This is a genomic window from Janthinobacterium sp. C22, assembly GCF_057919405.1.
Window position 1 is genome coordinate 1,402,209 of record NZ_CP193659.1, and the last position, 21,691, is coordinate 1,423,899.

19 protein-coding genes, 1 tRNA gene and 4 pseudogenes are annotated in these 21,691 nt (G+C 60.7%); 10 read left to right on the top strand and 14 right to left on the bottom strand.

The features are described from left to right. The first annotated feature begins 3 nt into the window (after positions 1-3). The gene (locus tag ACRHIG_RS06430; RefSeq protein ID WP_489629688.1) at positions 4-597 is read left to right on the top strand and encodes an SMI1/KNR4 family protein; all 594 of its coding nucleotides are present in this window, start codon (positions 4-6) and stop codon (positions 595-597) included. Between the two features lie 368 nt (positions 598-965). Then, a complete protein-coding gene (locus ACRHIG_RS06435) occupies positions 966-3,284 on the top strand; it encodes an NADP-dependent malic enzyme (RefSeq protein WP_489629689.1) in 2,319 nt (772 codons plus the stop codon). A gap of 52 nt (positions 3,285-3,336) precedes the next feature. Here the strand turns inward: ACRHIG_RS06435 and ACRHIG_RS06440 are convergent, their stop codons facing one another. Together ACRHIG_RS06440 and ACRHIG_RS06445 are read right to left on the bottom strand one after the other, a co-directional pair. Next, positions 3,337-4,206 (bottom strand): hypothetical protein, encoded by an 870-nt coding sequence (locus ACRHIG_RS06440; RefSeq protein WP_489629690.1) that lies wholly within the window; start codon positions 4,204-4,206, stop codon positions 3,337-3,339. A gap of 69 nt (positions 4,207-4,275) precedes the next feature. Then, positions 4,276-5,112 carry a universal stress protein gene (locus ACRHIG_RS06445; protein ID WP_489629691.1) on the bottom strand — a complete coding sequence of 279 codons (837 nt, stop codon included), beginning with the start codon at positions 5,110-5,112 and terminating at the stop codon, positions 4,276-4,278. A 419-nt stretch (positions 5,113-5,531) separates the two neighbouring features. Here ACRHIG_RS06445 and ACRHIG_RS06450 point away from each other — a divergent pair, with 419 nt between their 5' ends. Then, positions 5,532-6,332: a class I SAM-dependent methyltransferase gene (locus tag ACRHIG_RS06450; RefSeq protein WP_489629692.1), complete on the top strand. Its 801-nt coding sequence runs from the start codon at positions 5,532-5,534 to the stop codon at positions 6,330-6,332. 6 nt (positions 6,333-6,338) lie between these two features. Here the strand turns inward: ACRHIG_RS06450 and ACRHIG_RS06455 are convergent, their stop codons facing one another. The 3 genes from ACRHIG_RS06455 to ACRHIG_RS06465 all read right to left on the bottom strand — a co-directional run bounded on the left by ACRHIG_RS06455 (position 6,339) and on the right by ACRHIG_RS06465 (position 8,073). Further along, positions 6,339-6,839, bottom strand: coding sequence for a hypothetical protein (locus tag ACRHIG_RS06455; protein ID WP_475417011.1), 501 nt, complete (start codon positions 6,837-6,839; stop codon positions 6,339-6,341). 63 nt (positions 6,840-6,902) lie between these two features. Beyond that, a complete protein-coding gene (locus tag ACRHIG_RS06460) occupies positions 6,903-7,649 on the bottom strand; it encodes a M56 family metallopeptidase (protein WP_489629693.1) in 747 nt (248 codons plus the stop codon). Between the two features lie 7 nt (positions 7,650-7,656). Further along, positions 7,657-8,073 carry a GNAT family N-acetyltransferase gene (locus tag ACRHIG_RS06465; RefSeq protein ID WP_489629694.1) on the bottom strand — a complete coding sequence of 139 codons (417 nt, stop codon included), beginning with the start codon at positions 8,071-8,073 and terminating at the stop codon, positions 7,657-7,659. 147 nt (positions 8,074-8,220) lie between these two features. Here ACRHIG_RS06465 and ACRHIG_RS06470 point away from each other — a divergent pair, with 147 nt between their 5' ends. From ACRHIG_RS06470 to ACRHIG_RS06490, 5 genes and pseudogenes are all read left to right on the top strand, one after another. Then, entirely contained in the window at positions 8,221-8,613 is a 393-nt protein-coding gene (locus tag ACRHIG_RS06470) for an Imm10 family immunity protein (RefSeq protein ID WP_489629695.1), read from the top strand. 68 nt (positions 8,614-8,681) lie between these two features. Further along, positions 8,682-8,798: pseudogene (locus ACRHIG_RS06475) on the top strand (NnrU family protein); the annotation flags it as partial. Between the two features lie 149 nt (positions 8,799-8,947). Then, complete coding sequence (locus tag ACRHIG_RS06480) at positions 8,948-9,613, top strand: hypothetical protein (RefSeq protein ID WP_489629696.1); 666 nt, start codon at positions 8,948-8,950, stop codon at positions 9,611-9,613. Continuing rightward, entirely contained in the window at positions 9,597-10,430 is an 834-nt protein-coding gene (locus ACRHIG_RS06485; protein WP_489629697.1) for an XRE family transcriptional regulator, read from the top strand. The genes ACRHIG_RS06480 and ACRHIG_RS06485 overlap by 17 nt, the downstream gene beginning before the upstream one ends. After that, on the top strand, positions 10,427-10,807 hold the full coding sequence (locus tag ACRHIG_RS06490; RefSeq protein WP_489629698.1) for a hypothetical protein: 381 nt from the start codon (positions 10,427-10,429) through the stop codon (positions 10,805-10,807). Before ACRHIG_RS06485 ends, ACRHIG_RS06490 begins: the two co-directional genes overlap by 4 nt. Before the next feature lie 81 nt (positions 10,808-10,888). On the opposite strand, the gene ACRHIG_RS06495 is transcribed toward ACRHIG_RS06490, so the two are convergent. From ACRHIG_RS06495 to ACRHIG_RS06515, 5 genes are all read right to left on the bottom strand, one after another. Beyond that, complete coding sequence (locus ACRHIG_RS06495) at positions 10,889-11,116, bottom strand: hypothetical protein (protein WP_489629699.1); 228 nt, start codon at positions 11,114-11,116, stop codon at positions 10,889-10,891. A gap of 44 nt (positions 11,117-11,160) precedes the next feature. Continuing rightward, entirely contained in the window at positions 11,161-11,988 is an 828-nt protein-coding gene (locus tag ACRHIG_RS06500; protein ID WP_489627178.1) for an IS5 family transposase, read from the bottom strand. A gap of 87 nt (positions 11,989-12,075) precedes the next feature. Beyond that, positions 12,076-12,903, bottom strand: coding sequence for an IS5 family transposase (locus ACRHIG_RS06505; RefSeq protein WP_489627178.1), 828 nt, complete (start codon positions 12,901-12,903; stop codon positions 12,076-12,078). Between the two features lie 516 nt (positions 12,904-13,419). Continuing rightward, the gene (locus tag ACRHIG_RS06510; RefSeq protein WP_489630755.1) at positions 13,420-13,698 is read right to left on the bottom strand and encodes a phage integrase central domain-containing protein; all 279 of its coding nucleotides are present in this window, start codon (positions 13,696-13,698) and stop codon (positions 13,420-13,422) included. Continuing rightward, positions 13,658-13,744 (bottom strand) — tRNA-Leu (locus ACRHIG_RS06515). The genes ACRHIG_RS06510 and ACRHIG_RS06515 overlap by 41 nt, the downstream gene beginning before the upstream one ends. Positions 13,745-13,918: 174 nt before the next feature. Between ACRHIG_RS06515 and ACRHIG_RS06520 the strand changes: the two genes are divergently transcribed. Then, positions 13,919-14,683 carry an SDR family oxidoreductase gene (locus tag ACRHIG_RS06520; protein ID WP_489629700.1) on the top strand — a complete coding sequence of 255 codons (765 nt, stop codon included), beginning with the start codon at positions 13,919-13,921 and terminating at the stop codon, positions 14,681-14,683. A gap of 67 nt (positions 14,684-14,750) precedes the next feature. Here the strand turns inward: ACRHIG_RS06520 and ACRHIG_RS06525 are convergent. Both ACRHIG_RS06525 and ACRHIG_RS06530 read right to left on the bottom strand, forming a co-directional pair. Then, positions 14,751-16,066 (bottom strand): annotated as a pseudogene (locus ACRHIG_RS06525) (enoyl ACP reductase FabMG family protein). Positions 16,067-16,329: 263 nt separating this feature from the next. Further along, positions 16,330-18,693, bottom strand: coding sequence for a DNA polymerase II (locus ACRHIG_RS06530; protein ID WP_489629701.1), 2,364 nt, complete (start codon positions 18,691-18,693; stop codon positions 16,330-16,332). Positions 18,694-18,826: 133 nt separating this feature from the next. Here ACRHIG_RS06530 and ACRHIG_RS06535 point away from each other — a divergent pair, with 133 nt between their 5' ends. Continuing rightward, on the top strand, positions 18,827-20,506 hold the full coding sequence (locus ACRHIG_RS06535) for an AMP-binding protein (RefSeq protein WP_489629702.1): 1,680 nt from the start codon (positions 18,827-18,829) through the stop codon (positions 20,504-20,506). Between the two features lie 75 nt (positions 20,507-20,581). Here the strand turns inward: ACRHIG_RS06535 and ACRHIG_RS06540 are convergent. Both ACRHIG_RS06540 and ACRHIG_RS06545 read right to left on the bottom strand, forming a co-directional pair. Then, positions 20,582-20,701 (bottom strand): annotated as a pseudogene (locus ACRHIG_RS06540) (PEP-CTERM sorting domain-containing protein); the annotation flags it as partial. A 48-nt stretch (positions 20,702-20,749) separates the two neighbouring features. Then, positions 20,750-21,619: pseudogene (locus ACRHIG_RS06545) on the bottom strand (choice-of-anchor A family protein); the annotation flags it as partial. Between the last annotated feature and the right edge of the window lie 72 nt (positions 21,620-21,691).

Genomic DNA, 21,691 nt, shown 5'->3' on the forward strand with positions numbered 1-21,691 from the left:
GCCATGAACATCGTCGACCACTATTTAGCCGGCTTGCGCCAGGCCATGTCGCTCGAGCCGCTGGCGGAGCTGGCGCTGGCCAGCGGTGCCAGCGCGGCGCAACTGGACAGCTTGCGCCAGGCCTATCCGCTGTGCCCGGACAGTCTGCTGCGCCTGCTGGGCCGGTATAACGGCACCTATTACGAGGAATATGCCGGCGGCATGGTGCTGGTGTACATGCTGGGTTCGGACGTGTTCGAATATCCGTATTACCTGAGTTCCGTTGCACAGATCCTGGAAGACCGGCAAGCGAACCAGCGCAGCATCGCCGATATCTATGGCCATTACCTGGAAGACGACCCCGGCATCGTCGACGCCCGCATCGACGCGGGCATCCAACAGGGCCAGCGCCTGTGTTTTTCGCATTGCATGAACAATGGCGGCTCGTCGCGGCTGTATGTCGATTTCACGCCCGCGGCGTCGGGCAAGGTGGGGCAGGTCGTGCGCTTCCTGCACGATCCCGACAATTACCTGGTCATCGCCGACAGTTTCGACGCGTATCTGCAGATGCTGATCGATGACGATTACGGCTTCCTGATCGAGGACAATTTTGAATAGTCCGGCGACGCCGCCGTCCCTGCTGCCGGCCAACCGCCGCATCGTGCTGTCCGGCGCTGATGCGCCGCCTCCTGTCCGCGCCATTCGACACCAGCCTGGGCGACGACGAGATGGACGATATCGAGCGCGCCGTCGCCGCGCTGCCGCTGTGGCGTGCCTCCGGCGACTGATCACAAAAACCAATTGAAATCTAAAATTTGATAGTTTTTCCTGCTGAGGACGTTTGTGCCGCCGGACGGCCTTACAATGCTAGGTTATGCGTTTTCGTGATATCAGACTGTGGCTAGCGGAAAATACCTAGCTAATTGAAAGAATCGGTCTGATAAAATCCGGAACACCCGATCGACCAAACAGGAAGGCAGCACAGCATGGATTCGTCATCTGATAAAAAAGAAGAATTGCGTCAACAATTGCGCTTGGCCGCACTCGAGTATCACGAGTGCCCGCGCCCCGGCAAAATCAGCGTGACGCCGACCAAACAACTGACCAACCAGCGCGACCTGGCGCTGGCCTACTCGCCAGGCGTGGCCGCTCCCTGTGAAGAAATCGTCATCGATCCGGCCAATGCCTATAAATATACGGCGCGCGGCAACCTGGTGGCCGTCATCACCAACGGCACGGCCGTGCTGGGACTGGGCAATATCGGCCCGCTGGCCGCCAAGCCGGTGATGGAAGGCAAGGGCGTGCTGTTCAAGAAATTCGCCGGCATCGACGTCTTCGACATCGAAATCAACGAATCGGATCCCGATAAACTGGTCGACATCATCGCCTCGCTGGAACCGACCTTCGGCGGCGTGAACCTGGAAGACATCAAGGCGCCCGAGTGCTTCTATATCGAGCGCCAGCTGCGCGACCGCATGAAGATTCCCGTCTTCCATGACGACCAGCACGGCACCGCCATCATCGTCGGCGCGGCCATCCTGAACGGCCTGAAAGCCGTCGGCAAGAAAATCGAGGACTGCAAGCTGGTCGTGTCGGGCGCGGGCGCCGCGGCGCTGGCCTGCCTGGACCTGATCGTCGACCTGGGCTTCCCGCTGAAAAACATCTACGTCACCGACCTGGCCGGCGTGGTCTACAAGGGCCGCGCGGAACTGATGGACCCGGACAAGGAACGCTTCGCGCAAGACACGCCGCTGCGCACCCTGGGTGAAGTCATCCCGGACGCCGACATCTTCCTCGGCGTTTCCGCCGCCGGCGTGCTGAAACAGGACATGGTGCGCAAGATGGCGCCGAACCCGCTGATCCTGGCGCTGGCCAATCCGAATCCGGAAATCCTGCCGGAAGAAGTCAAGGCCGTGCGCAGCGACGCCATCATCGCCACGGGCCGTTCGGACTATCCGAACCAGGTCAACAACGTGCTGTGCTTCCCCTACATCTTCCGCGGCGCCCTCGATTGCGGCGCGACGACGATCACGCGCGAGATGGAAATCGCCGTGGTGCACGCGATCGCCGACCTGGCGCATGCCGAGCAGTCGGACATCGTGGCCACCACCTACGGCATCAGCAACCTGTCGTTCGGCCCTGAGTACCTGATCCCGATGCCGTTCGATCCGCGTTTGCTGATCAAGATCGCGCCGGCGGTGGCCAAGGCGGCCGAGGATTCCGGCGTCGCCACGCGTCCGATCAAGGACTTGCAGGCGTACGCGGACAGCCTGCAGCAATTCGTCTACCGCAGCGGCACCTTCATGAAGCCGCTGTTCCTGATGGCCAAATCCACGCCGGCCGAACTGAAACGCATCGTCTACGCCGAAGGCGAAGAAGAGCGCGTGCTGCGCGCCGTGCAAGTGGTGGTCGATGAAAAACTGGCGCGTCCCATCCTGGTGGGCCGTCCGCCCGTGCTCGAAGCGCGCATCCAGAAGTTCGGCCTGCGCCTCAAGCAAGGCGTCGACTTCGACGTCATCAACCCGGACTTCGACGAGCGCTACCGCGATTACTGGAACGCGTACTACGCGATGACCAGCCGCAAGGGCGTTACCGAGGAATACGCTAAACTGGAAATGCGCCGCCGCCACACCCTGATCGGTTCGATGATGATCCACAAGGGCGATGCCGACGGCATGATCTGCGGCACCTTCGGCACCACCCAGCTGCACCTGAAATACATCGACCAGGTGCTGGGCAAGCGCGCCGGCAGCAATGTCTACGCCGCCATGAACGTGCTGATCATGCCTGAACGCCAGCTGGTGATGGTCGACACGCACGTCAATGAAAACCCGGACGCCGAGCAATTGGCCGAGATCACCATCATGGCCGCCGAAGAGATGACCCGTTTTGGTTTGTCGCCGCGCGCGGCCCTGCTGTCGCACTCGAACTTCGGTTCCAGCGACAGCGCCTCGGCGCAAAAGATGCGCGCCGCGCTGGCCATCATCAAGGAACGCGCGCCGGATCTGGAAATCGACGGCGAAATGCACGGCGATACGGCCCTCGACAGCAAGCTGCGTCAAAAACTCATGCCGAATTCGGCACTGAAGAACGACGCCAACCTGCTCGTCATGCCGAACATCGAGTCGGCCAACATCGCCTACAACCTGGTCAAGACGGCCGCCGGCAACGGCATCGCCGTCGGTCCGATCCTGCTCGGCTGCGCCAAGCCCGTGCACATTCTGACGCCATCGGCCACCGTGCGCCGCATCGTCAACATGACGGCCCTGTGCGTCGTCGACGCCGTGGCGCAGCGCAAAGCCTAAGGTTTTAGCTGTTGCTTGAAAGCCGCGCCATCCGCAAGGGGGCGCGGCTTTTTTACATCGGTGGCACGGGCAGGGCCGTGGCGGCCGGCTGGCGGCGCAGGTAATAGTGGCGGTACAGCAAGATTTCGCCCCACACCAGCAGCAGCGTTAGCAGGGCGAACAGGCCCAGCGTGATCTTGAGCGAATTGAAATACGCGCCGGCCTGGCGTTTGATGGCGTCGATGAAAATCATCGGCACGGATTTATCGAGTTTGCTGAAGTCGGCATGGCGCGCCACATCGGTGGTCAGGCGCACGGCCAGGTCGGTGCCCAGCGCGGCCAGCTCGCCCGTCGCCTGGCCACGGAAATTGGCACCCTTGAGCGCCTCGCCGAGCAGGCCGACCCTGGCGATCAGCTGTTCCTGCAGCACCTGCGTCAGCAGCACGCTGCCGCGGCGCAGGATGAATTCATTGATCCAGCGCGCCTTGCTGCGTTCCCAGTAGCTGCTGGACGTGGGCTGGTAATACAGGCCTTGCACGAAGGGTTCGAGCAGGCTGCGCACGCTGATGGGCTGGCCCGGGGCGATCAGCCTGGCCTGCTGCTCCAGGTAGACGCGCAGCGCCGGCATCTGCGCTTCGACCACCGGCTGCAGGTCGCGCTCGAGGGCCTGGTTGACCACGCGGTGCACGCTGTGCACGGCGCCAAGCCCGCCGCCGAGGAGCGGCAGCGCGAGCAGGATCAACACATAGCTGAGCTTGGCGGCCACATGCCAGGCGGGCGGACGGCGCACCAGCAGGCATTTTCTGGCCAGCTGATGGCAGATGCCGAGCGCCAGCACAAAGCCGATCACGCCATACAGCAGCATCCACGGCAGGACCGTCCACAGCAGGTCGCTGCCGAACGGCGCCAGGGCGCTGCCCCAATTGATCAGTTGTTGCTTCATCTACATTGCCTTGATATGGAAAATCAGGCAAGTATAGCCATTGTGCAACAAAACGTGGCGCGCGGGACCTCAGTGCGCCATCAACACGGGCAAGCTCATCTGGCGCAGCACGGTTTCCGTCACGCCGCCCAGCAGGATTTCGCGGAAGCGCGCGTGGCCGTAGCCGCCCATCACCAGCAGGTCCGCATGCACTTCGGCCGTCATGGCCAGCAGCGCCGCGCCGACGTCGCCCGTGGTGACGGCGGGGCGCACCTCGACGGGCACGCCATGGCGGCTCAGGTAGGCGGCGATGTCTGCGCCCGGATGGCGGGCCGGCTGTGCGTGGCCGGCGGGCGGGTGCAGCAGGGCCAGCACCACCAGGCGCGCCGCGCGCAGCAGGGGCAGGGCGTGGCCGATGGCGCGCGTCGCTTCCATGCTGCCATCCCAGGCCACCACGACGGTATTGTCCAGTTGCGCGAATTGGCCGCTGCGCGGCACGATCAGCACGGGGCGGGCCGCGTTCAGCATGACGTAGGGCACCAGGTCGCCCATGGCGCCCGGCAGCGCTTCGCTGTCGTCGTGCTGGCTGAGCACCGTCAAGTCGCTGTAGCGGGCGCTGACGGCCATGCCGCCATCTTCGTCGTCTTCGATCAGGCGCCGCTCGAGCGAGACGGCGCCGGCCTGGCGCGCCAGTGTTTCAAACTGGGCCAGCGCCTGTTCCGCCTGGCCGTGCAGGGCATTGATCTGCGCCGCCACGGCGCCGCCGCGCATGCCGCGGTTGTTTTCCAGGGTAAAGCGCGACACACCCGTCATGGCGGCACCGATCAGGTGCGCCTGGTGCGCGTGTGCCAGCCGCGCCGCGATGGCGATGCGTTGCGGCGCATGGCGCGACAGGTCGGCGTGGACGAGGATGGATTTGTAGGCCATGGTGTCATTCGCTAGTCAGGATGGCAACAAGGCTAGAACGGCAACACGGGCAAGTCCAGCATTGGCGTGCCGGCGGGCGGTTTTCTTATGCGGGGCTTGACCTAGGTCAAAAAAACACGGGCGAGGACCTTTCGCAAGGCGATAGCCAGGAGATTGCGAGCTGTTTGATGTGCATCAAAATGCCTGGCCCCCTGCAGGCGATAATGGCATCGAACTCCTTGCCTTTCCAGTGGTCTGCATCGGCGCCGGCGCCATCTGTCCGGCACTTCCTTGTGTGACGCAACAACGCTGGCCGTGGCGGGAGTTCACTTCTCGGACTTTCATGCTCTCTCGTATTCTTTTTAGCCAGCACGCGCAGTGCGGCGCCTTGCCTGGAGTCATGCTACATTCATGTCCTGTTTTTTTCTGAAAGGATGAGGATGCCTTTAGGTAACAACTTCTTGCGGCACAATCAGCAAGCCTGGGATGCCCAGGCTGCACGGAACAGTCCCTGGTCGCAACCCGTCGACAGCGCCACCATCGCCGCGGCCCGTGCCGGGCAGTGGCAAATCCATCTGACGCCCGGTCCCTTGCCGGCCGGCTGGCTGGGCGAGGTGCGCAGCAAGCGCATCCTGTGCCTGGCCGGCGCCGGCGGGCAACAGGCGCCCGTGCTGGCTGCCGCCGGCGCGCACGTCACCGTCTTCGACCTGTCTGAACAGCAACTGGCGCAAGACCGCATGGTGGCCGAACGCGACGGCTTGCAACTGGCCACCGTCCAGGGCGACATGCGCGACCTGGCCCGCTTTGCCGACGCCAGCTTCGATGTCATCATCCACCCCGTGTCGAACCAGTACGTGCCCGATATCGCCCCCGTGTGGCGCGAATGCGCGCGCGTGCTGGCCGATGGCGGCGTGCTGCTGAGCAGTTTCTTCAATCCGGCCGTATTCATCGGCGACCGCGATCCGCAATGGGCACAGCAGGGTTTGATACGCCCCCGTTTCGTGCTGCCGTATTCGGATGTGGAGGATATGGATGCCGATGCGCTGGCGGCGCGCATGGAAAAGGGCGAGGCGCTGGTCTTCGGCCACGGCCTGGACAGCCAGATCGGCGGCCAGCTGGCGGCGGGTTTCGTGCTGGCCGGTTACCACGAGGAAATGCATCCCCACCCGCGCTTTGAAATTGAAAAATACTTGCCCAGCTTTATCGCCACGCGCGCCGTCAGGCTGGCGCGCGCGGTATAGCGATCATTAGTTGTACGGCTGCAAGTCCAGCCAGACGGCGTACGACAGGCGCTTGCCGTTCCACAGGCCGCCGCCGCGGATGACGGCGTCGCACGAGGTCAGCTGGCCCGCCAGGTCCATGCGGCCCAGGTTGCGGCGCAGGCGCAGGGCGTCGTTGTGCGACAGGTAGCCCACCAGCTGGCCGTCGATGAAGACGGCGATGGCCTTGTCCTGGAACGGATTGGCATCGTCGCAGACGAGCAGGGCCAGGCATTTTTCTTCCGCGTTGCCGGGACCGTGCTCGCCGGCCAGCCTGGCGATGGCGGGCTGGTACATCGCTTCGTTTTCCACTTCCGACGCGAAGCGCCCCTCGTCGCTCCAGTGGTGCGCGGGCGCGCCCGCGGGAATCGCCGGCACGTACTGGCGCACCGAGAGGAGCGGCTTGTGCAGCGGTTTCACGGGCGTGCGGCCGCTGAAGACGTAGTACAGCAGGGCGATGACGATCACGATGGCGAGCAGGTAAAGCATGGTATCTCTCTGATTTCTAAGGGGGAGCCGGAATGGCGGGCGTGCCGCGCGGCGTTGCCGCTACTATAGCAAGTTCGCCGCCCGGTCCCGGGTAAATCTGGCCATGATCCGGCGCCGCCGGCGCAGCGCCAGCGGATCGTTCAGCACGATGGGCGAGGCGCCCGTCAAGCCCGAATAATACTGGCCGTGCCGGCGCAGGACGGTGGCATACTCGCGCGGCGCGTGGCCGTGCGCCAGCATGCGTGCGTCGCAATCGACCTCGATGGCAAAGCGCAAGCGGTGCAGCTGCCACCACAGGGGCACATTCCACGGCATGATCAGGATCAAGGCGTAGGCCAGCGCCAGCAACTGCGGGTCGCGCGCGGCCAGCCGGCATTGTGCATGCGCCAGCAGCAGCGCCTGTTGCGGGGGCGGAATCAGTTGCAGCCAGACGGGCATCACGATGCGGGGCCGCAGCAGCCCCGCCACGCAGGGGCCGATGCCGCCGCTCAAGTACACGGGCGTGCCCAGCAGCGATGTTTTCTGCCAGCGCCGCTGGTGCGACAGCAGCCAGACGCTGCGCAGCGCCAACAGCAACAGCATGCCGCTCGATAAGACAAACCAGCCCAGTTTCAGCTGCGCCTGCTGCGCCGGCATGGCCGTCAGCACGCCGGGCAGCCACGCCAGGGGCACGATGACGGACGCGGCGATGGCCGCCAGCCACGGCCAGCGTGTCGCGCGCCCGCCCTGTTGCCGCGCGCGCTCGGCGCGCCAGGCGGCAGCGCTCGACAGCAGCGCCAGCGCCATGCTACCCAGCAGCCAGGCCGGCATCGGGCGCCTAGCGCTTCAGCGCCATGCCGACGGAGGCGGGCGCCGTATGCTTGAAACCGAACTGCGCATACAGGTCTTGCGCCTGGCCATCGGCGATCAGGCTGACATACGCGCTTTCCGGCACGTCGCTGTCGATGAACTGGCGGATTTCGCGCATGATCAGCTTGCCCAGGCCTTTGCCCTGATGGGCCGGCAGCACGGCGATATCGACCACCTGGAAGAAGCAGCCGCCATCGCCGATGATGCGGCCCATGCCCACCACTTCGTCGCCATGCAGCACTTGCACGGCAAACAGGGAGTTCGGCAAACCCTTGGCCGCCGCCTCCGCGGTTTTCGCGCTCAGCCCGGCGGCGACGCGCAGGTGCTGGTAGGTGGCGATGGAAGGGATGGCCAGGCGGGTGGTGTAGGGCGATGCGGCGGTCAAGACGGTCTCCTGTGCAATATGGATGGAATGGCCATTATAGGCGGCGAGCGCGGCCGGGGGCGGCACGCTTTATTCGCCGCGCCCTATGTCGTGCGCGGCGCTTTTGCGCTATGGTGGCGTCATCCAATTATTTGTTGAAAGCATGCCATGTCCGCAGGATTTACCGCCACCGAGTTGTCCGTCATCCATGAAGACGACGCCCTGATCACCACCCTGGCCGCGCCAGCCGGCAAAGGCGAGCCCGTCTACCTGATGCTGCAGCGCGCCGACGAATACGATGAGCAGGACGTGTCCATGGGCATGGACGAACCGTATATTGAATATTGCGGCCAGGAATTTGCCTGGTATGGCCACATGCACGCCGTGATCCTGCATCCGAACCGCCTGTCCGTGCAGATGGATGCCGAGGCGGCCATGCAGATGGATGACGACGGCCAGATCGACGTGCGTTTCAACTTGACGCCCGAGCGCTACGCCCAGCTGCAGCAGGCGCTGCGCACCACGTTCGAAGGCTGCGATTACTATCGCGAAGAACGTTGATCTGCGCGGACGGCACCGGCCATGGCGTCGCGTATGCTCGATAGCGGGTATTGACTGGGGAGAAGACGATGACGGTGCTGATACTCGGTTTGCTGCTGTTCCTGGGCTTGCACTCGGTACGCATCGTCGCCGACGGCTGGCGCAGCGCCCAGCTGGCGCGCCTGGGCGAAAAGCGCTGGAAGGGTTGTTCATATGTCTAGATAAATGTGATTTCCATGCGGCATGTAAATTACTGAGTTCGTTGGTAAGTGATCGATTTGTTTTGAAAAACATCGTGACGCGAAAGTTTTTCTGATAAAATTCTCGTTACTGGAAACAACTTTGTGAGTCAGGTATGAGCGCGACACCCCCAGCTGGTCTTCGTGAGCTAGAGCAACTCATTATGGAACATATCCCACGCGATGTATTCATGGCGTGTGAGGATGCCTATTTCAATGGTGACGAAATAGGTCGAGCTCAGTCCTCCGAGTTTGCTGAAGGGCATCGTCCTTCAGCCGCCGGGCATAATAAGCACTTTCGTATCAATGAGGCTTTTCATGAGGCGTTAGAGGCGCAAGGAGCCAAGCCTACTCCATTGAAAGGAACGCGGTTAGTCATCGGGCAGCTAGGCATTTTCAACGTTGCGCGACTTAACGTTCCTGGACATAAATGGGTAAGTCTGAAGCGTAGCGCTACACGCAAGGCATTGGCTGAGCTTAATGATAATATTAAACGAAAGTATGTTCAAAGTGATATGTTTGCGGGTGCTTCTGAGCCAACCGGCGGGACGATTTTTATTCTCGGCGTAATGGATGGCATAGACCAAAAAGGCATTGCTCAGTTGACGCAAGTTATGGTGGCATTGCCCGCCCCAGACATGAACTCTTGGCTCTACATAAACACTATCTCAGAATTTGTGGATCTTTACGATCAGGCAGATATTTCTGAGCAAATTGACAAGGCTCAGCCTAAGCTCAAGATACAACCCAAGAAACAAACCGGAAATGACCAAGGGAATTAACGATCTTCAACCCGAGCGCCTTGAACAAGCGCTCGCGGCTCGAGGCCTTACCAAAGGCCAATTAGCTAGTCTGGTTGGCGTAGCTGCGCCAACAGTTACAAAATGGTGCAAAGGTGACCAAGCGCCTGAAGCACATACCTTTGATCGCCTTGCTTCAGTGCTTAATGTACAAGCAGAATGGCTTACTCGACCAGTCTTAAAGTCTGTTTCTACTCCGCTTTTTCGTAGCAATGCCTCAGCATTAAAAGCTGCTCGGGCTAAGCTTGAGGCTCGAACAGAGTGGGTGCAGGAGGTTGCTTCTCTTCTTAGCGAGTATGTTGACTACCCTAAGGTAAATCTTCCTAATCGCGAATTTAAAGACCCAGAACAGATTAGTGATGCTGATATCGACGCCGCAGCGGATGAATGTCGTCTGCTTTGGCAATTAGGGCGCGGTCCTATTCAAAATCTCGTTTTAGCGGCTGAAAGTGCTGGCGTTATTATTGCTAGAGAAGAGACGGAAATATCTGCTATTGAGGGACTTTCGAGTTGGAGTGAGCTACTTGCCCGTCCGATTGTGTTCCTCTCTGCTGACAAGGCAAATGGCTTTCGCAGTCGCTTCGATCTCGCGCATGAGATAGGTCATCTCGTCCTTCATAAGCATATTCCTAGGGCTGATGAGCGAGACCGTTACAACCAGATGGAAAAGCAGGCGCATAGATTTGCTGGTGCGTTACTACTTCCGGCTGAGGCATTTTCTCGCGAAGTGCGAGTGCCAACAAATCTTGATAATTTGCTAATATTGAAGCAGCGTTGGGGGCTTCAGTTGCTGCGATGATGATGCGTTTACATGCACTTGGTTTGTTAAGTGATGAGGATAAATTGGCGCTCTTTAAACGGCGCTCTGCGCGTTGGGGATCGAAAGCCGAGCCGGGAGATGAGAAGTGGTCCCCAGAGTTGCCACGGCTCCTTCGGCGCACTGTTGAGCTTCTGGTTAACGAAGGAATTTTGCCGGTTGAGAGTCTTCCTCGTCATTTGGGCTTTTCCCCTCTCGATATCCAAAAGCTTTGTAGTTTGCGTAGCAACTACTTCGACGCGCCTGGGGAAATCATTGATCTTGCCACACTCCGTATTGCGAAAGCGGATGGACAGACACCGAGTCGCCCCGATAAGAAGCCCGGCGCAGTACTGTCTTTTTTAAATTTTAAGAAATAATGCTTCAAGGTGTAGTTGGTATGGCACCTTTTAGCCACAGAGGCTGAGGTTCTATACCACTGCGGGCACGAGTTGCTTGCTTTATATTTGCATGGATATTCCCTGCGCGCCGATTTTGAGATTGTGTAAATAGTTGGCCCAGCATCGCATCATTTCAAGATGTGCGGGAAGATGACTAGTTCGATTGTAGGCGCAGCCATTTTGGTTCATGACCGTGCGGGCTAACTGGTGCTCGATCAGATCGACACGCTTGCGAAGTACCGCATCCATGATCGTTCTGGCCATTGCTTGGAATCCATGGGCCGTCATGATTTCTTTGCTGTAGTCTAAGCCCTTAGTGACGGTTTAAAAACTTAGCGGAAATTTAGTCGACGCAGCAGCAACGAACCCATGGCCAGGTAAATCATATTTTCCGAAACATCAATGCGCTGCTCGTAGTCGCGCACCAGGCGCCGGTAACGCATCAGCCATGCAAACGTTCGCTCGACCACCCAGCGCCTGGGCTGAACAGCGAAACCTTGCTGCCCTTGCAGGCGCCGCACGACCTCCACCGTGAAGTCAAGAAACGCGGCCTTGTCCATCAACTGTGTGCGGTCATATGCCGCATCCCCAAACAGATGCTTCACCCATGGCCAGCGTTTAATCAGGCCGTCGAGCACCATCTGAGCACCAGTGGAGTCGGCGATATCGGCCGGCGTCAGGTTCATCGCCAGCAAGCGACCGTCCGTATCGACCGCGATATGGCGTTTGCGCCCGCTGAGTTTCTTGTGGGCGTCATAGCCTCTCGTTCGTGCCCCTGGCGCTTTCACGCTCTGGCTATCGACAACACCGGCACTCGGCAGCACCTCCCGTTCATTGCACATACGATCGAGCATCAGCGCCAAGTCATGAATGGTACGAAACAGCATGCGCCGCATCAGCCGCCGAAACCAGTAATAAACCGTCTGATACGGCGGGAAATCATTGGGCAGCATGCGCCACTCGCATCCGGACCGTACCATGTAACGCAGCGCATTGATCACCGTGCGCAAATCTGTCTTGCGAGGTCTTCCCGTCTTCGCTTGCCTTGGCAGCAGCGGTGCGATCAGACGCCACTCTTCATCTTTCACATCTGTGGGATAGCCACGTTTGAGTGCCGTCCTCACCTGCTGATGCCGGCTTCGATTCTCTTGTGTCCACATCGTCAATCACTCCAAAACATCAAAGATGCTTTGACCTGAAAGTTGCTATGAAGTTTTTAAACCGTCACTTAGTGACGGTTTAAAAACTTAGCGGAAATTTAGTCGACGCAGCAGCAACGAACCCATGGCCAGGTAAATCATATTTTCCGAAACATCAATGCGCTGCTCGTAGTCGCGCACCAGGCGCCGGTAACGCATCAGCCATGCAAACGTTCGCTCGACCACCCAGCGCCTGGGCTGAACAGCGAAACCTTGCTGCCCTTGCAGGCGCCGCACGACCTCCACCGTGAAGTCAAGAAACGCGGCCTTGTCCATCAACTGTGTGCGGTCATATGCCGCATCCCCAAACAGATGCTTCACCCATGGCCAGCGTTTAATCAGGCCGTCGAGCACCATCTGAGCACCAGTGGAGTCGGCGATATCGGCCGGCGTCAGGTTCATCGCCAGCAAGCGACCGTCCGTATCGACCGCGATATGGCGTTTGCGCCCGCTGAGTTTCTTGTGGGCGTCATAGCCTCTCGTTCGTGCCCCTGGCGCTTTCACGCTCTGGCTATCGACAACACCGGCACTCGGCAGCACCTCCCGTTCATTGCACATACGATCGAGCATCAGCGCCAAGTCATGAATGGTACGAAACAGCATGCGCCGCATCAGCCGCCGAAACCAGTAATAAACCGTCTGATACGGCGGGAAATCATTGGGCAGCATGCGCCACTCGCATCCGGACCGTACCATGTAACGCAGCGCATTGATCACCGTGCGCAAATCTGTCTTGCGAGGTCTTCCCGTCTTCGCTTGCCTTGGCAGCAGCGGTGCGATCAGACGCCACTCTTCATCTTTCACATCTGTGGGATAGCCACGTTTGAGTGCCGTCCTCACCTGCTGATGCCGGCTTCGATTCTCTTGTGTCCACATCGTCAATCACTCCAAAACATCAAAGATGCTTTGACCTGAAAGTTGCTATGAAGTTTTTAAACCGTCACTTAGCGCGGAATTGACGGTGTTCTCGCTCATGCAAGCTTCAGCGGTTCTAATGTTAGAGAAAACAAATCTTCCATGGCCTGATATGTGGGGATCGTCCGAAAAATTACCAATGACTGCATCGACAATGGCACTATGAGGTCGTTGTCCATCTTCTTTTTGTGTCTTGGTATACGCCACTCCGCAGCCTCTAGGTAGAGCTCAATTCAGTTAGCAGCGTGCAACTCTCCTAGATGTACGAAAACTAGCGGAGACAGCTTTAAGGCAGCTAAGGGATATGGATGCCCGCCGTTGGCGTGAATTGAGCGTAGCAAATCCCTCTACCGGCTCCGTAGTCGCCGTATAGTGCCCTTCCCCGTCGCTGCCAGCACACCTTTGAGATTGGTAGTTACATAGCGCTTCGCAAATCCACTAGCGATTGAGAAGCAGAATACTTATCTGCATATCTGCTTACCCTATCGTGGGCTTGACCGTATCGTAATTTTCCATTTTTTGCGCAGCCGCCAAGACATCACGAAGGCCAATTGTGGAAATCGGCTTGCTTTCAATGAACGGAAAAACGTCATGGTTAAGCCAGTTCGTTACTTTTTCTTGTGTGCTGGTGGGCAGCTTTAGGCAACAAAAAACCCGCTCTCTATGGCGGAGGCGGGTTCGTTGGATCTGAATAGACTTCTTAGTACGTGTTCTGTGGTGCCGGGAGCCGGAATCGAACCGGCACGCTGTTTCCAGCGCGGGATTTTGAGTCCCGTGCGTCTACCTATTCCGCCATCCCGGCAACGCGAGACGCATTATCACTGATTTGTCACAATCTGGCAAGTTTTATGCTTGGCGGGCGTTTTGCACACGCAGGCAGAATCGTTGACGGCGGCGATTCCAGCGCAAGAAGCGGAGTGCCGCGCCTGGCTTGTCGGCCTATCTTTTCCCTTTCAACCACTTGAAGGGGAAGCAAATGTTGCAACTGGAAAACAAGGTCGCCATCATCACGGGCGCCAGCTCTGGCATCGGCCATGCGGCGGCGCGGCTGTTTGCGCGCCATGGCGCGCGGCTGGTGCTGGTGGCGCGGCGGCGGAAGGAACTCGATGCGCTGGTGGCGCAGCTGGCGGACGGCGGCGCGCAAGCCGTGGCCTGTGCCGGCGATGTGGCCGACGCGGCGTGCGCGCAAGCGGCCGTGGCGCTGGCGCTGCAACGCTTTGGCGGCCTCGATATCGCCTTCAATAATGCGGGCACCCTGGGGCCCATGGGACCCACGCCCGAGCTTGCCCTGGAAGACTGGCGGACGGCGGTCGATACCAATCTGACCAGTGCCTTCCTGGCGGCCAAATACCAGCTGCCCGCCATGGCGGCGCGTGGCGGCGGTTCGCTGATTTTTACTTCGACCTTTGTCGGCCATACGCTGGGCATGTCCGGCATGGCGGCGTATGCGGCCAGCAAGGCGGGCGTGATCGGTTTGACCAAGGCCTTGGCGGCCGAGTATGGCGCGGCGGGTATCCGCGTGAATGCCCTGCTGCCGGGCGGCACCGATACGCCCATGGGACGCGCGGTGGCCGCCACGCCCGAAGCGCAGGCCTTCGTGGCGGGATTGCATGCGTTAAAACGCCTGGCCACGCCGGACGAGATCGCCCGCTCGGCGCTGTACCTGGCCTCCGATGCATCGAGTTTCACCACCGGCACGGCGCTGCTGGCCGACGGCGGCGTGTCCATCGTGCGCGCATAAAGCACGCGCAGAAACGCCGACGGCCCGGGATGAGCCGGGCCGTCGGTGGTGTGTTGCTACATCAGGCTCAGTTGTGAACCGAACTCAGTTGGCGCGCGATGATGTCGTGGTTGAGCCAGACGACGGGGGCTTGCGGCTCCGACATGGCGTGGAACATCAGCGGGCCCGTGCCTTCCAGCACCAGCGAGCTCAGGTGGTCGGTGATCAGTTCCTTGCGGTCCTTGTGCAGCTTGGTGATGTCGTCCGAGGTGCCGATCATGACGTCGGCCAGCTCTGGCGTGTTGTCCATCGGCCAGGCGGCGAAGTTGCGGAACTGCACGCTGGTGGCGTCGCCGTTGTAGGCGGCGATACGGTCCAGCAAGTCTTGCAGCGACACGCCGTCTTCCAGCAAACCCTGGCAGATTTTCCACTGTTCCTCGGCCCAGGCGCCGCCGCCTTCTTTTTCAGCGCGTCGAGCAGGGGGAACAAGGACAGTTCCACGCCGACGAAAATGTCGGACGAATTCGTGCGGATTTCCGGGCAATTGAAGACGGTCGCCTTGATGCCTTTTTCCCACGCAGCCTTGGCCACGTTTTCCAGGCGCATCTTGGCCAGGCCTTGCGTGTAGTTGCTGTAGGTTTGCCACTGGTATTTGCCGTCGATCAAGATCTCGGTACCGTGGTAGCCGTAGGCGCTGTAGCGCACCTGGCCGCCCGTCTGCTCGATGCGGGCACGGATGGCGGCGCTGCCGTCGATCAGGTGCTGCAAGGTGTTGGCCGTGACTTCGTCGAAGTTCATCAGGATCAGCTTGCCCAGGTCGCTGTCGAGCAGGGCGCGCGAGGACATGAAGCGCTCGCCGCGGCCTTTGTAGATGCGGTTGGCGATCGCCAGGAAGACTTTGACCTTGGGAATGCCGCCCGCCATGGTGTGGGCGAAATACACATTGCTGCCGTCAGGAATCAGGCTGTCCAGTTCGGCCATGGCTTTCGCCACGGAAGCACTGAAGCGGGCGATGCCGGCTTCGCGGCAGCGTTCGATCTGCGCCCAGTCCAGCTTGTCTTCCTGCCAGCTTTTCAGGGTCATGTCGGCCAGCAGGGCCGTCGGCGTCGGCTCGCCGGCGGGCGCGTCGAGGTCGAAACCGGCCATCAGCGGCACATTGATGATGCGGCCGCCCAGGTTGGCTTCGGCTTCGGCCAGCTCTTCCGCGTTCAGCGGGCGCAGCGCCATGTTTTCATCGCGGCGGCCGACCGTCATGCCGACGATATTCATGCCCGCCTTGCGCGCTTCGTCCAGCAAGCCATTTACATAGCCGCGGCCGAACAGCTCGCCGAACAGCACAAAGGTGTCGCCCTTGCGGAAGATATTTTTTTGCGGGATGTCTCTTAAGGACGTGATCTCGGTCATGGTGTCAATTCATTCAAAAATTAGCAGGGCAGACGGCTGGTGCTGCTGCCCGCTGGTTCAACATAGTGTTAAATTATGCGCCATTTCAGCGGGGAAAATCTTCTTGCGAACGATTCTCGTCTGGAATGGCATCTTCTTTTTCATGCAGCTCTTATTCTTTCGCCAAGGCGTATTTTACGCTGCCCCGGCGCACAGCGCCCGCGGACTGGCCCGGCAGGCGCCGATATTACCTCAGCTTGGCCTTGCCGGTCAGCAGAATTGATCTAAAACAAATCCTGTTGCCCCGACACCAGGCGCGAAAAATCGTCGCCGAGGAAGGGCAAGATGGCGTCCGCCACAGGCTGCAGCTGGCGCGTCAGATAGTGGTGGTAGTCGATGGGCGAGCGCTGCGTTTCCAGCGGTTCCGGCCCCGCCACCGTGATGACATAGCTGATCCAGCCGCCATTCTGGTATTGCAACGGCCGGCCCTGCGCCAGGTTGTAGGCGTCGGCCGTGCGCGCCGCGCGCACGTGGGGCGGCACGTTGCGCTGATAATCGTCGAGCGGACGGCGCAAGCGCTTGCGGTAGACCAATAAGGCGTCGCATTCGCCGCGCACGGTGCGCGCCACGTAGTCGCGCACATAGTCCTGGTAGGCGGCGCGCTGGAAGATGCGCAGGTACAGCTCTTGCTGAAATTGCTGCGCCAGCGGCGTCCAGTCGCTGCGCACCGTCTCCAGGCCCTTGTAGACCATCTGTTCGCTGCCGTCGGGCTTGCCCACCAGGCCAGCGTAGCGCTTCTTGCTGCCTTCTTCCGAGCCGCGGATGGTGGGCATCAGGAAACGCCGGTAATGCGTCTCGAATTCCAGTTCCAGCGCATTCTCCAGGCCGAACTCCTCGCGCAGATGGGCGTCCCACCAGGCGTTCACATGCGCCACCAGGGCGCGGCCGATCTTGCCCGCCTCTTCATCCGTATGCGCTGTTTTGAGCCACACAAACGTGGAATCCGTGTCGCCATAGATCACCTGATAACCCTGTTCGGTGATCAGCTCGCGCGTGCGGTGCATGATGTCGTGGCCGCGCAGGGTGATCGACGAGGCCAGGCGCGGATCGAAAAAGCGGCAGCCGCTCGAGCCCAGCACGCCGTAAAACGCGTTCATGATGATCTTTAACGCTTGCGACAAGGGCGCGTTGCGCTCGCGCTTGGCCGCCTCGCGCCCTTGCCACACCTGTTTCACGATGGCGGGCAGGCAATGTTTTACGCGTGAAAACTGCGCGCCCCGGTAGCCGGGCACGGTATCGGCCTCGTCGCCGCTGGTGCCCACCACCAGGCCCACGGGGTCGATCAGGAAAGTGCGGATGATGGACGGGTACAGGCTTTTATAGTCGAGCACGAGCACGGAATCGTACAGGCCCGACTGCGAATCCATGACGAAGCCGCCGGGGCTGTTTTCGCCCGAGATATCGCCCAGGTTGGGCGCCACGTAACCCTGCCGGTGCATCAGCGGCAAGTACAGGTGTTCGAAGGCGGCCACGGAGCCGCCGCTGCGGTCGGCCGCCAGGCCCGTCACGCTGGCCCGCTCCAGCAGGAAGGTCAGCAGCTCGGTCTTGGCGAAGATGCGCGTGACCAGCTCGCAATCCTTGAGGTTGTAGCGGGCCAGCGCGGGCTTGTCTTCGCGGAAACGTCGGTCGATCTCCGCCATGCGCTGGTAGGGATTGTCGATGGACTTGCCTTCGCCCAGCAGGGTCTGCGCCACGTTTTCCAGGCTGAACGAGGAAAAATTCCACGTCGCCGAGCGCAGGGCTTCGATGCCGTCGATGATCAGGCGTCCCGCGGCGGCGGCAAAATAATGTTCCTGCTTGCCGCCATGCTCGCGCCATTCCATCACGGCGCCGCCGCGCCCCAGTTTCAAGGGCACTTGATAACGTTCGGCGTGTTCCTTGAGCACGCGCAAGTCGAACTGCACCAGGTTCCAGCCGATGATGGCGTCCGGGTCGTGCCGCTCCATCCACGTGTTCAGGCGCTCGAGGATCTGTGCGCGCGTGTCGCAGTATTCGAGGTCGAAGTCGAGTAGCTCATCGCCGCCGTTTGGCGGCCCCAGCATGTAGACCTGGCGCTGGCCGCAGCCTTCCAGGGCCAGCGAATACAGCTCGCCATGCGCCGTCGTCTCGATATCGAGCGAGGCCAGTTTCAAGCTTGGCCGGTAGCCGGGCGCCGGCCTCAGCTGCACTTCCTGCCCTGTTTCCCCTTTGACGCTTACCGGCGCCGTGATGAAACGCTCCATCAGGTAGCGCTCGGGCGGGCGGATGTCGGCTTCGTACACGTCGACGCCGTGCGCGCGCAGCTGCTTTTCCAGCTTCAGCAAATGCCGGTATTGCTTGCAGTACAGGCCCAGCACGGGGCGGTGGTGAAAATCGCACAGCGACAGGGGCCGCAGCTCGGCATGCCGCTCGCCGCGCAGCAGCTGTTGCGCCTGTTCCTGCTGCTCCATGGGGATAAAGGCGACGGCCGTCTGCACGGGCAGGCGCACGTGGCGGGGCCCGGCGTCCGTTGCCAGCCAGAAATCGACTTCCGTGCCGTCGCGCGTGTCGCGCCAGTGGCGGGTCAAGATAAAGCCCTGTTCGGGCGGGTGCTGCGCGTTGCCTGTCATGGTGCCGTGAGTATCTGCTGTGCTGGCCTGCACATTACAGCAAGCTGACGCAGGGCGGGGACGGTTGCGGCTATAATTTTCTGCATCGAAGACGATAACAAGAGCGCGCCGCGCCACCCACCCCGGAGACAGCATGCAAGCAATGAGTTATGTACACGGCGCCCACGAGACGCCGTTGATCGGCGAAACGATAGGCGCCTACCTGGACGGCATCGCCGAGCGCTACGGCCAGCACGATGCCCTGATCGTGGCGCACCAGAACGTGCGCTGGACGTATCTGGAATTCCAGCAGCGCGTGCACCGCCTGGCCGCCGGCCTGTTGAAACTGGGCTTGCAGCCGGGCGACCGGGTCGGCATCTGGTCGCAGAATTGCGCGGAATGGGTGCTGACGCAGTTTGCCACGGCGAAAGCCGGTTTGATCATGGTCAACATCAACCCCGCCTACCGCCGGTCCGAACTCGAATACGTGCTCGACAAGGTGCAATGCAGCGCGCTGATCCTGTCGCCCAGCTTCAAGTCCAGCGATTATCTGGCCATCGTGCAGGACGTGGTGCCGGAAATCGCCCGTTCGCGCGCGGGCGCCCTGCAGTCGCCGCGCCTGCCGCAATTGCGCCACGTCATCCGCCTGGGCGCGGCCGCCACGCCGGGCATGCACAACTTCGACGCGGTGATGGACGGCATCACGGACGCCGACCTGGCGCATCTGGCCGAAGTGAGCGCCACCTTGCAGTTTGACGATGCCGTCAACATTCAGTTCACGTCCGGCACCACGGGCGCGCCGAAAGGCGCCACCTTGACGCACCACAATATCCTGAACAACGGTTTCTTCATCGGCGAAGCCATGCGCCTGACGCAGCAGGACCGCTTGTGCATCCCCGTGCCCCTGTACCACTGCTTCGGCATGGTGCTGGGCAACCTGGCCTGCGTCACGCACGGCGCGGCCATGGTGTTTCCCGGCGAAGGCTTCGATCCGAAAGCCGTGCTGGAAACGGTGCAGGCCGAGCGCTGCACGGGCTTGCATGGCGTGCCGACCATGTTCATCGCCATCCTCGACCATCCTGATTTCAAGCAATACGATCTGTCGAACTTGCGCACCGGCATCATGGCCGGCTCGCCTTGCCCGATGGAAGTCATGACGCGGGTCATCGAATTGATGCACATGGCGGAAATCACGATTGCGTATGGCATGACGGAAACGTCGCCCGTCAGCTTCCAGACGTCGATCGAAGACCCGCGCGAGATGCGTGTCTCGTCCATCGGCCGCGTCCACCCGCACCTGGAAGTGAAAATCATCGATGCGGAAGGCCGCATCGTGCCGCGCGGCGAAAAGGGCGAATTGCTTACGCGCGGCTATTCCGTGATGCAGGGCTACTGGGGCGACCCGGAAAAAACCAGCGAAGCCATCGACGCGGCGCGCTGGATGCACACGGGCGACCTGGCCGTCATCGACGACTACGGCTTTTGCAGCATCGTCGGCCGCTCGAAGGACATGGTGATACGCGGCGGCGAAAACATCTACCCGCGCGAAGTCGAGGAATTCCTGTACCGCCACCCGAGCGTGCTCGACGTGCAATGCGTGGGTGTGCCGGACGCCAAGTATGGCGAAGAACTGTGCGCCTGCATCATCCTGCGTCCGGGCACGCAGGCCACCAGCGACGACATCCGCGCCTTTTGCGACGGGCAGATCGCCTACTACAAGATTCCCCGCTACGTGCGCTTCGTCGAGGAATTCCCCATGACGGTGACGGGCAAGATCCAGAAATACCTGTTGCGCCAGCAGGTGGCGACGGATCTGGGGCTGAGCGCGGATTAAGTTTCTCGCCAGCACAATAAAAAACACCGGGACGCTCGCGCGGCCCGGTGTTTTTTTATGGATGTGGCGTAAAGCTTAGGCCAGTTGCGCCTGCGGTGCGCGCGCTGGCGTGCGGCGGCGCATGAAGGCCAGCAAGCCCAGGCCGGCCAGCAGCATGGCGTAGGTGCCTGGCTCAGGTACGGCCGAGACGTTGACCGTGTTGAAGCCGGAGCCTTTCATCGCGACGTGGCCATAATTGATCGAGCTGACCGAATTGGCGATCAGGGTGCCATTCATGTCGCCCGAACCCGAGAACGCGCTGTTCGGCGCCAGGATGCTGCCGGTGATGCCGACGTTCTGCAGGCTGGTGCTGGTGGCGTTGGCGAAGTTGAACAGCGTGCGGTTGGCGAAACTGGCGAAACTGTCGAAGCCGCCGCTCATGATGATGTTGGTGGCCGTGCCGTTGATGATGATGCTGGCCGTGCTTTTCAGCGAGGACAGGTCCAGCGTCAGGTTATGCAGGTTCGATGCATTGATGTTGAAGATGTTCACGTCGGCGTTGACGTTGCCCACCAGGGTCATGTTGCCGTACTGGGAAATCACGGTGCCGTTCGATTGCAGCTTGGCCACGTCGCCCGACAGGGTCGTCAGTTGCTGCTTGGCGCCCGCGAAATCCAGGGTGGACGCATTGCCTTTGCTGATGTTGTTAGTTGGGAACCATTGCGGCGCCGTCAGGGTGGCGTTGGGGTTGCTGACGCCGTACACGGCCGAACCGCGGAGCGTGCCCCAGCCCGTGTTCAGGTTGCCGCCAGCAACGACCGAATTGACGGCGCTGCCTGGTTTTTTATTCGTGCCGACGCTGTAGTTGTCCAGGTAGATATTGCCGCCAGCGGCAATGCTGCCAGCGACGTTGGTAAAGCCGCTGGAGCCGCTGCTGCCGATGTTGCCGAAGATAAAGGCCGAGTAGCCATTGGCGACGCCCAGGTCGACCACGGTGGCTTGGGCCGAGGCGCTGAAGGAGAGGGCGAACAGGGCGGCGCTGATGAGCGGCAAGGTGCGGGTAGCAAATAATTTCATGGATAATCTCATAGTGAATTGGGGGACGATTCGGGCGGGAAAGCAAGACACCGCCATCGCGCAGTCCGCTATTATAATCTAAAAAACAATGTTAGTTCAATTTAGGTAATTAAATATATTTTAAGGCAA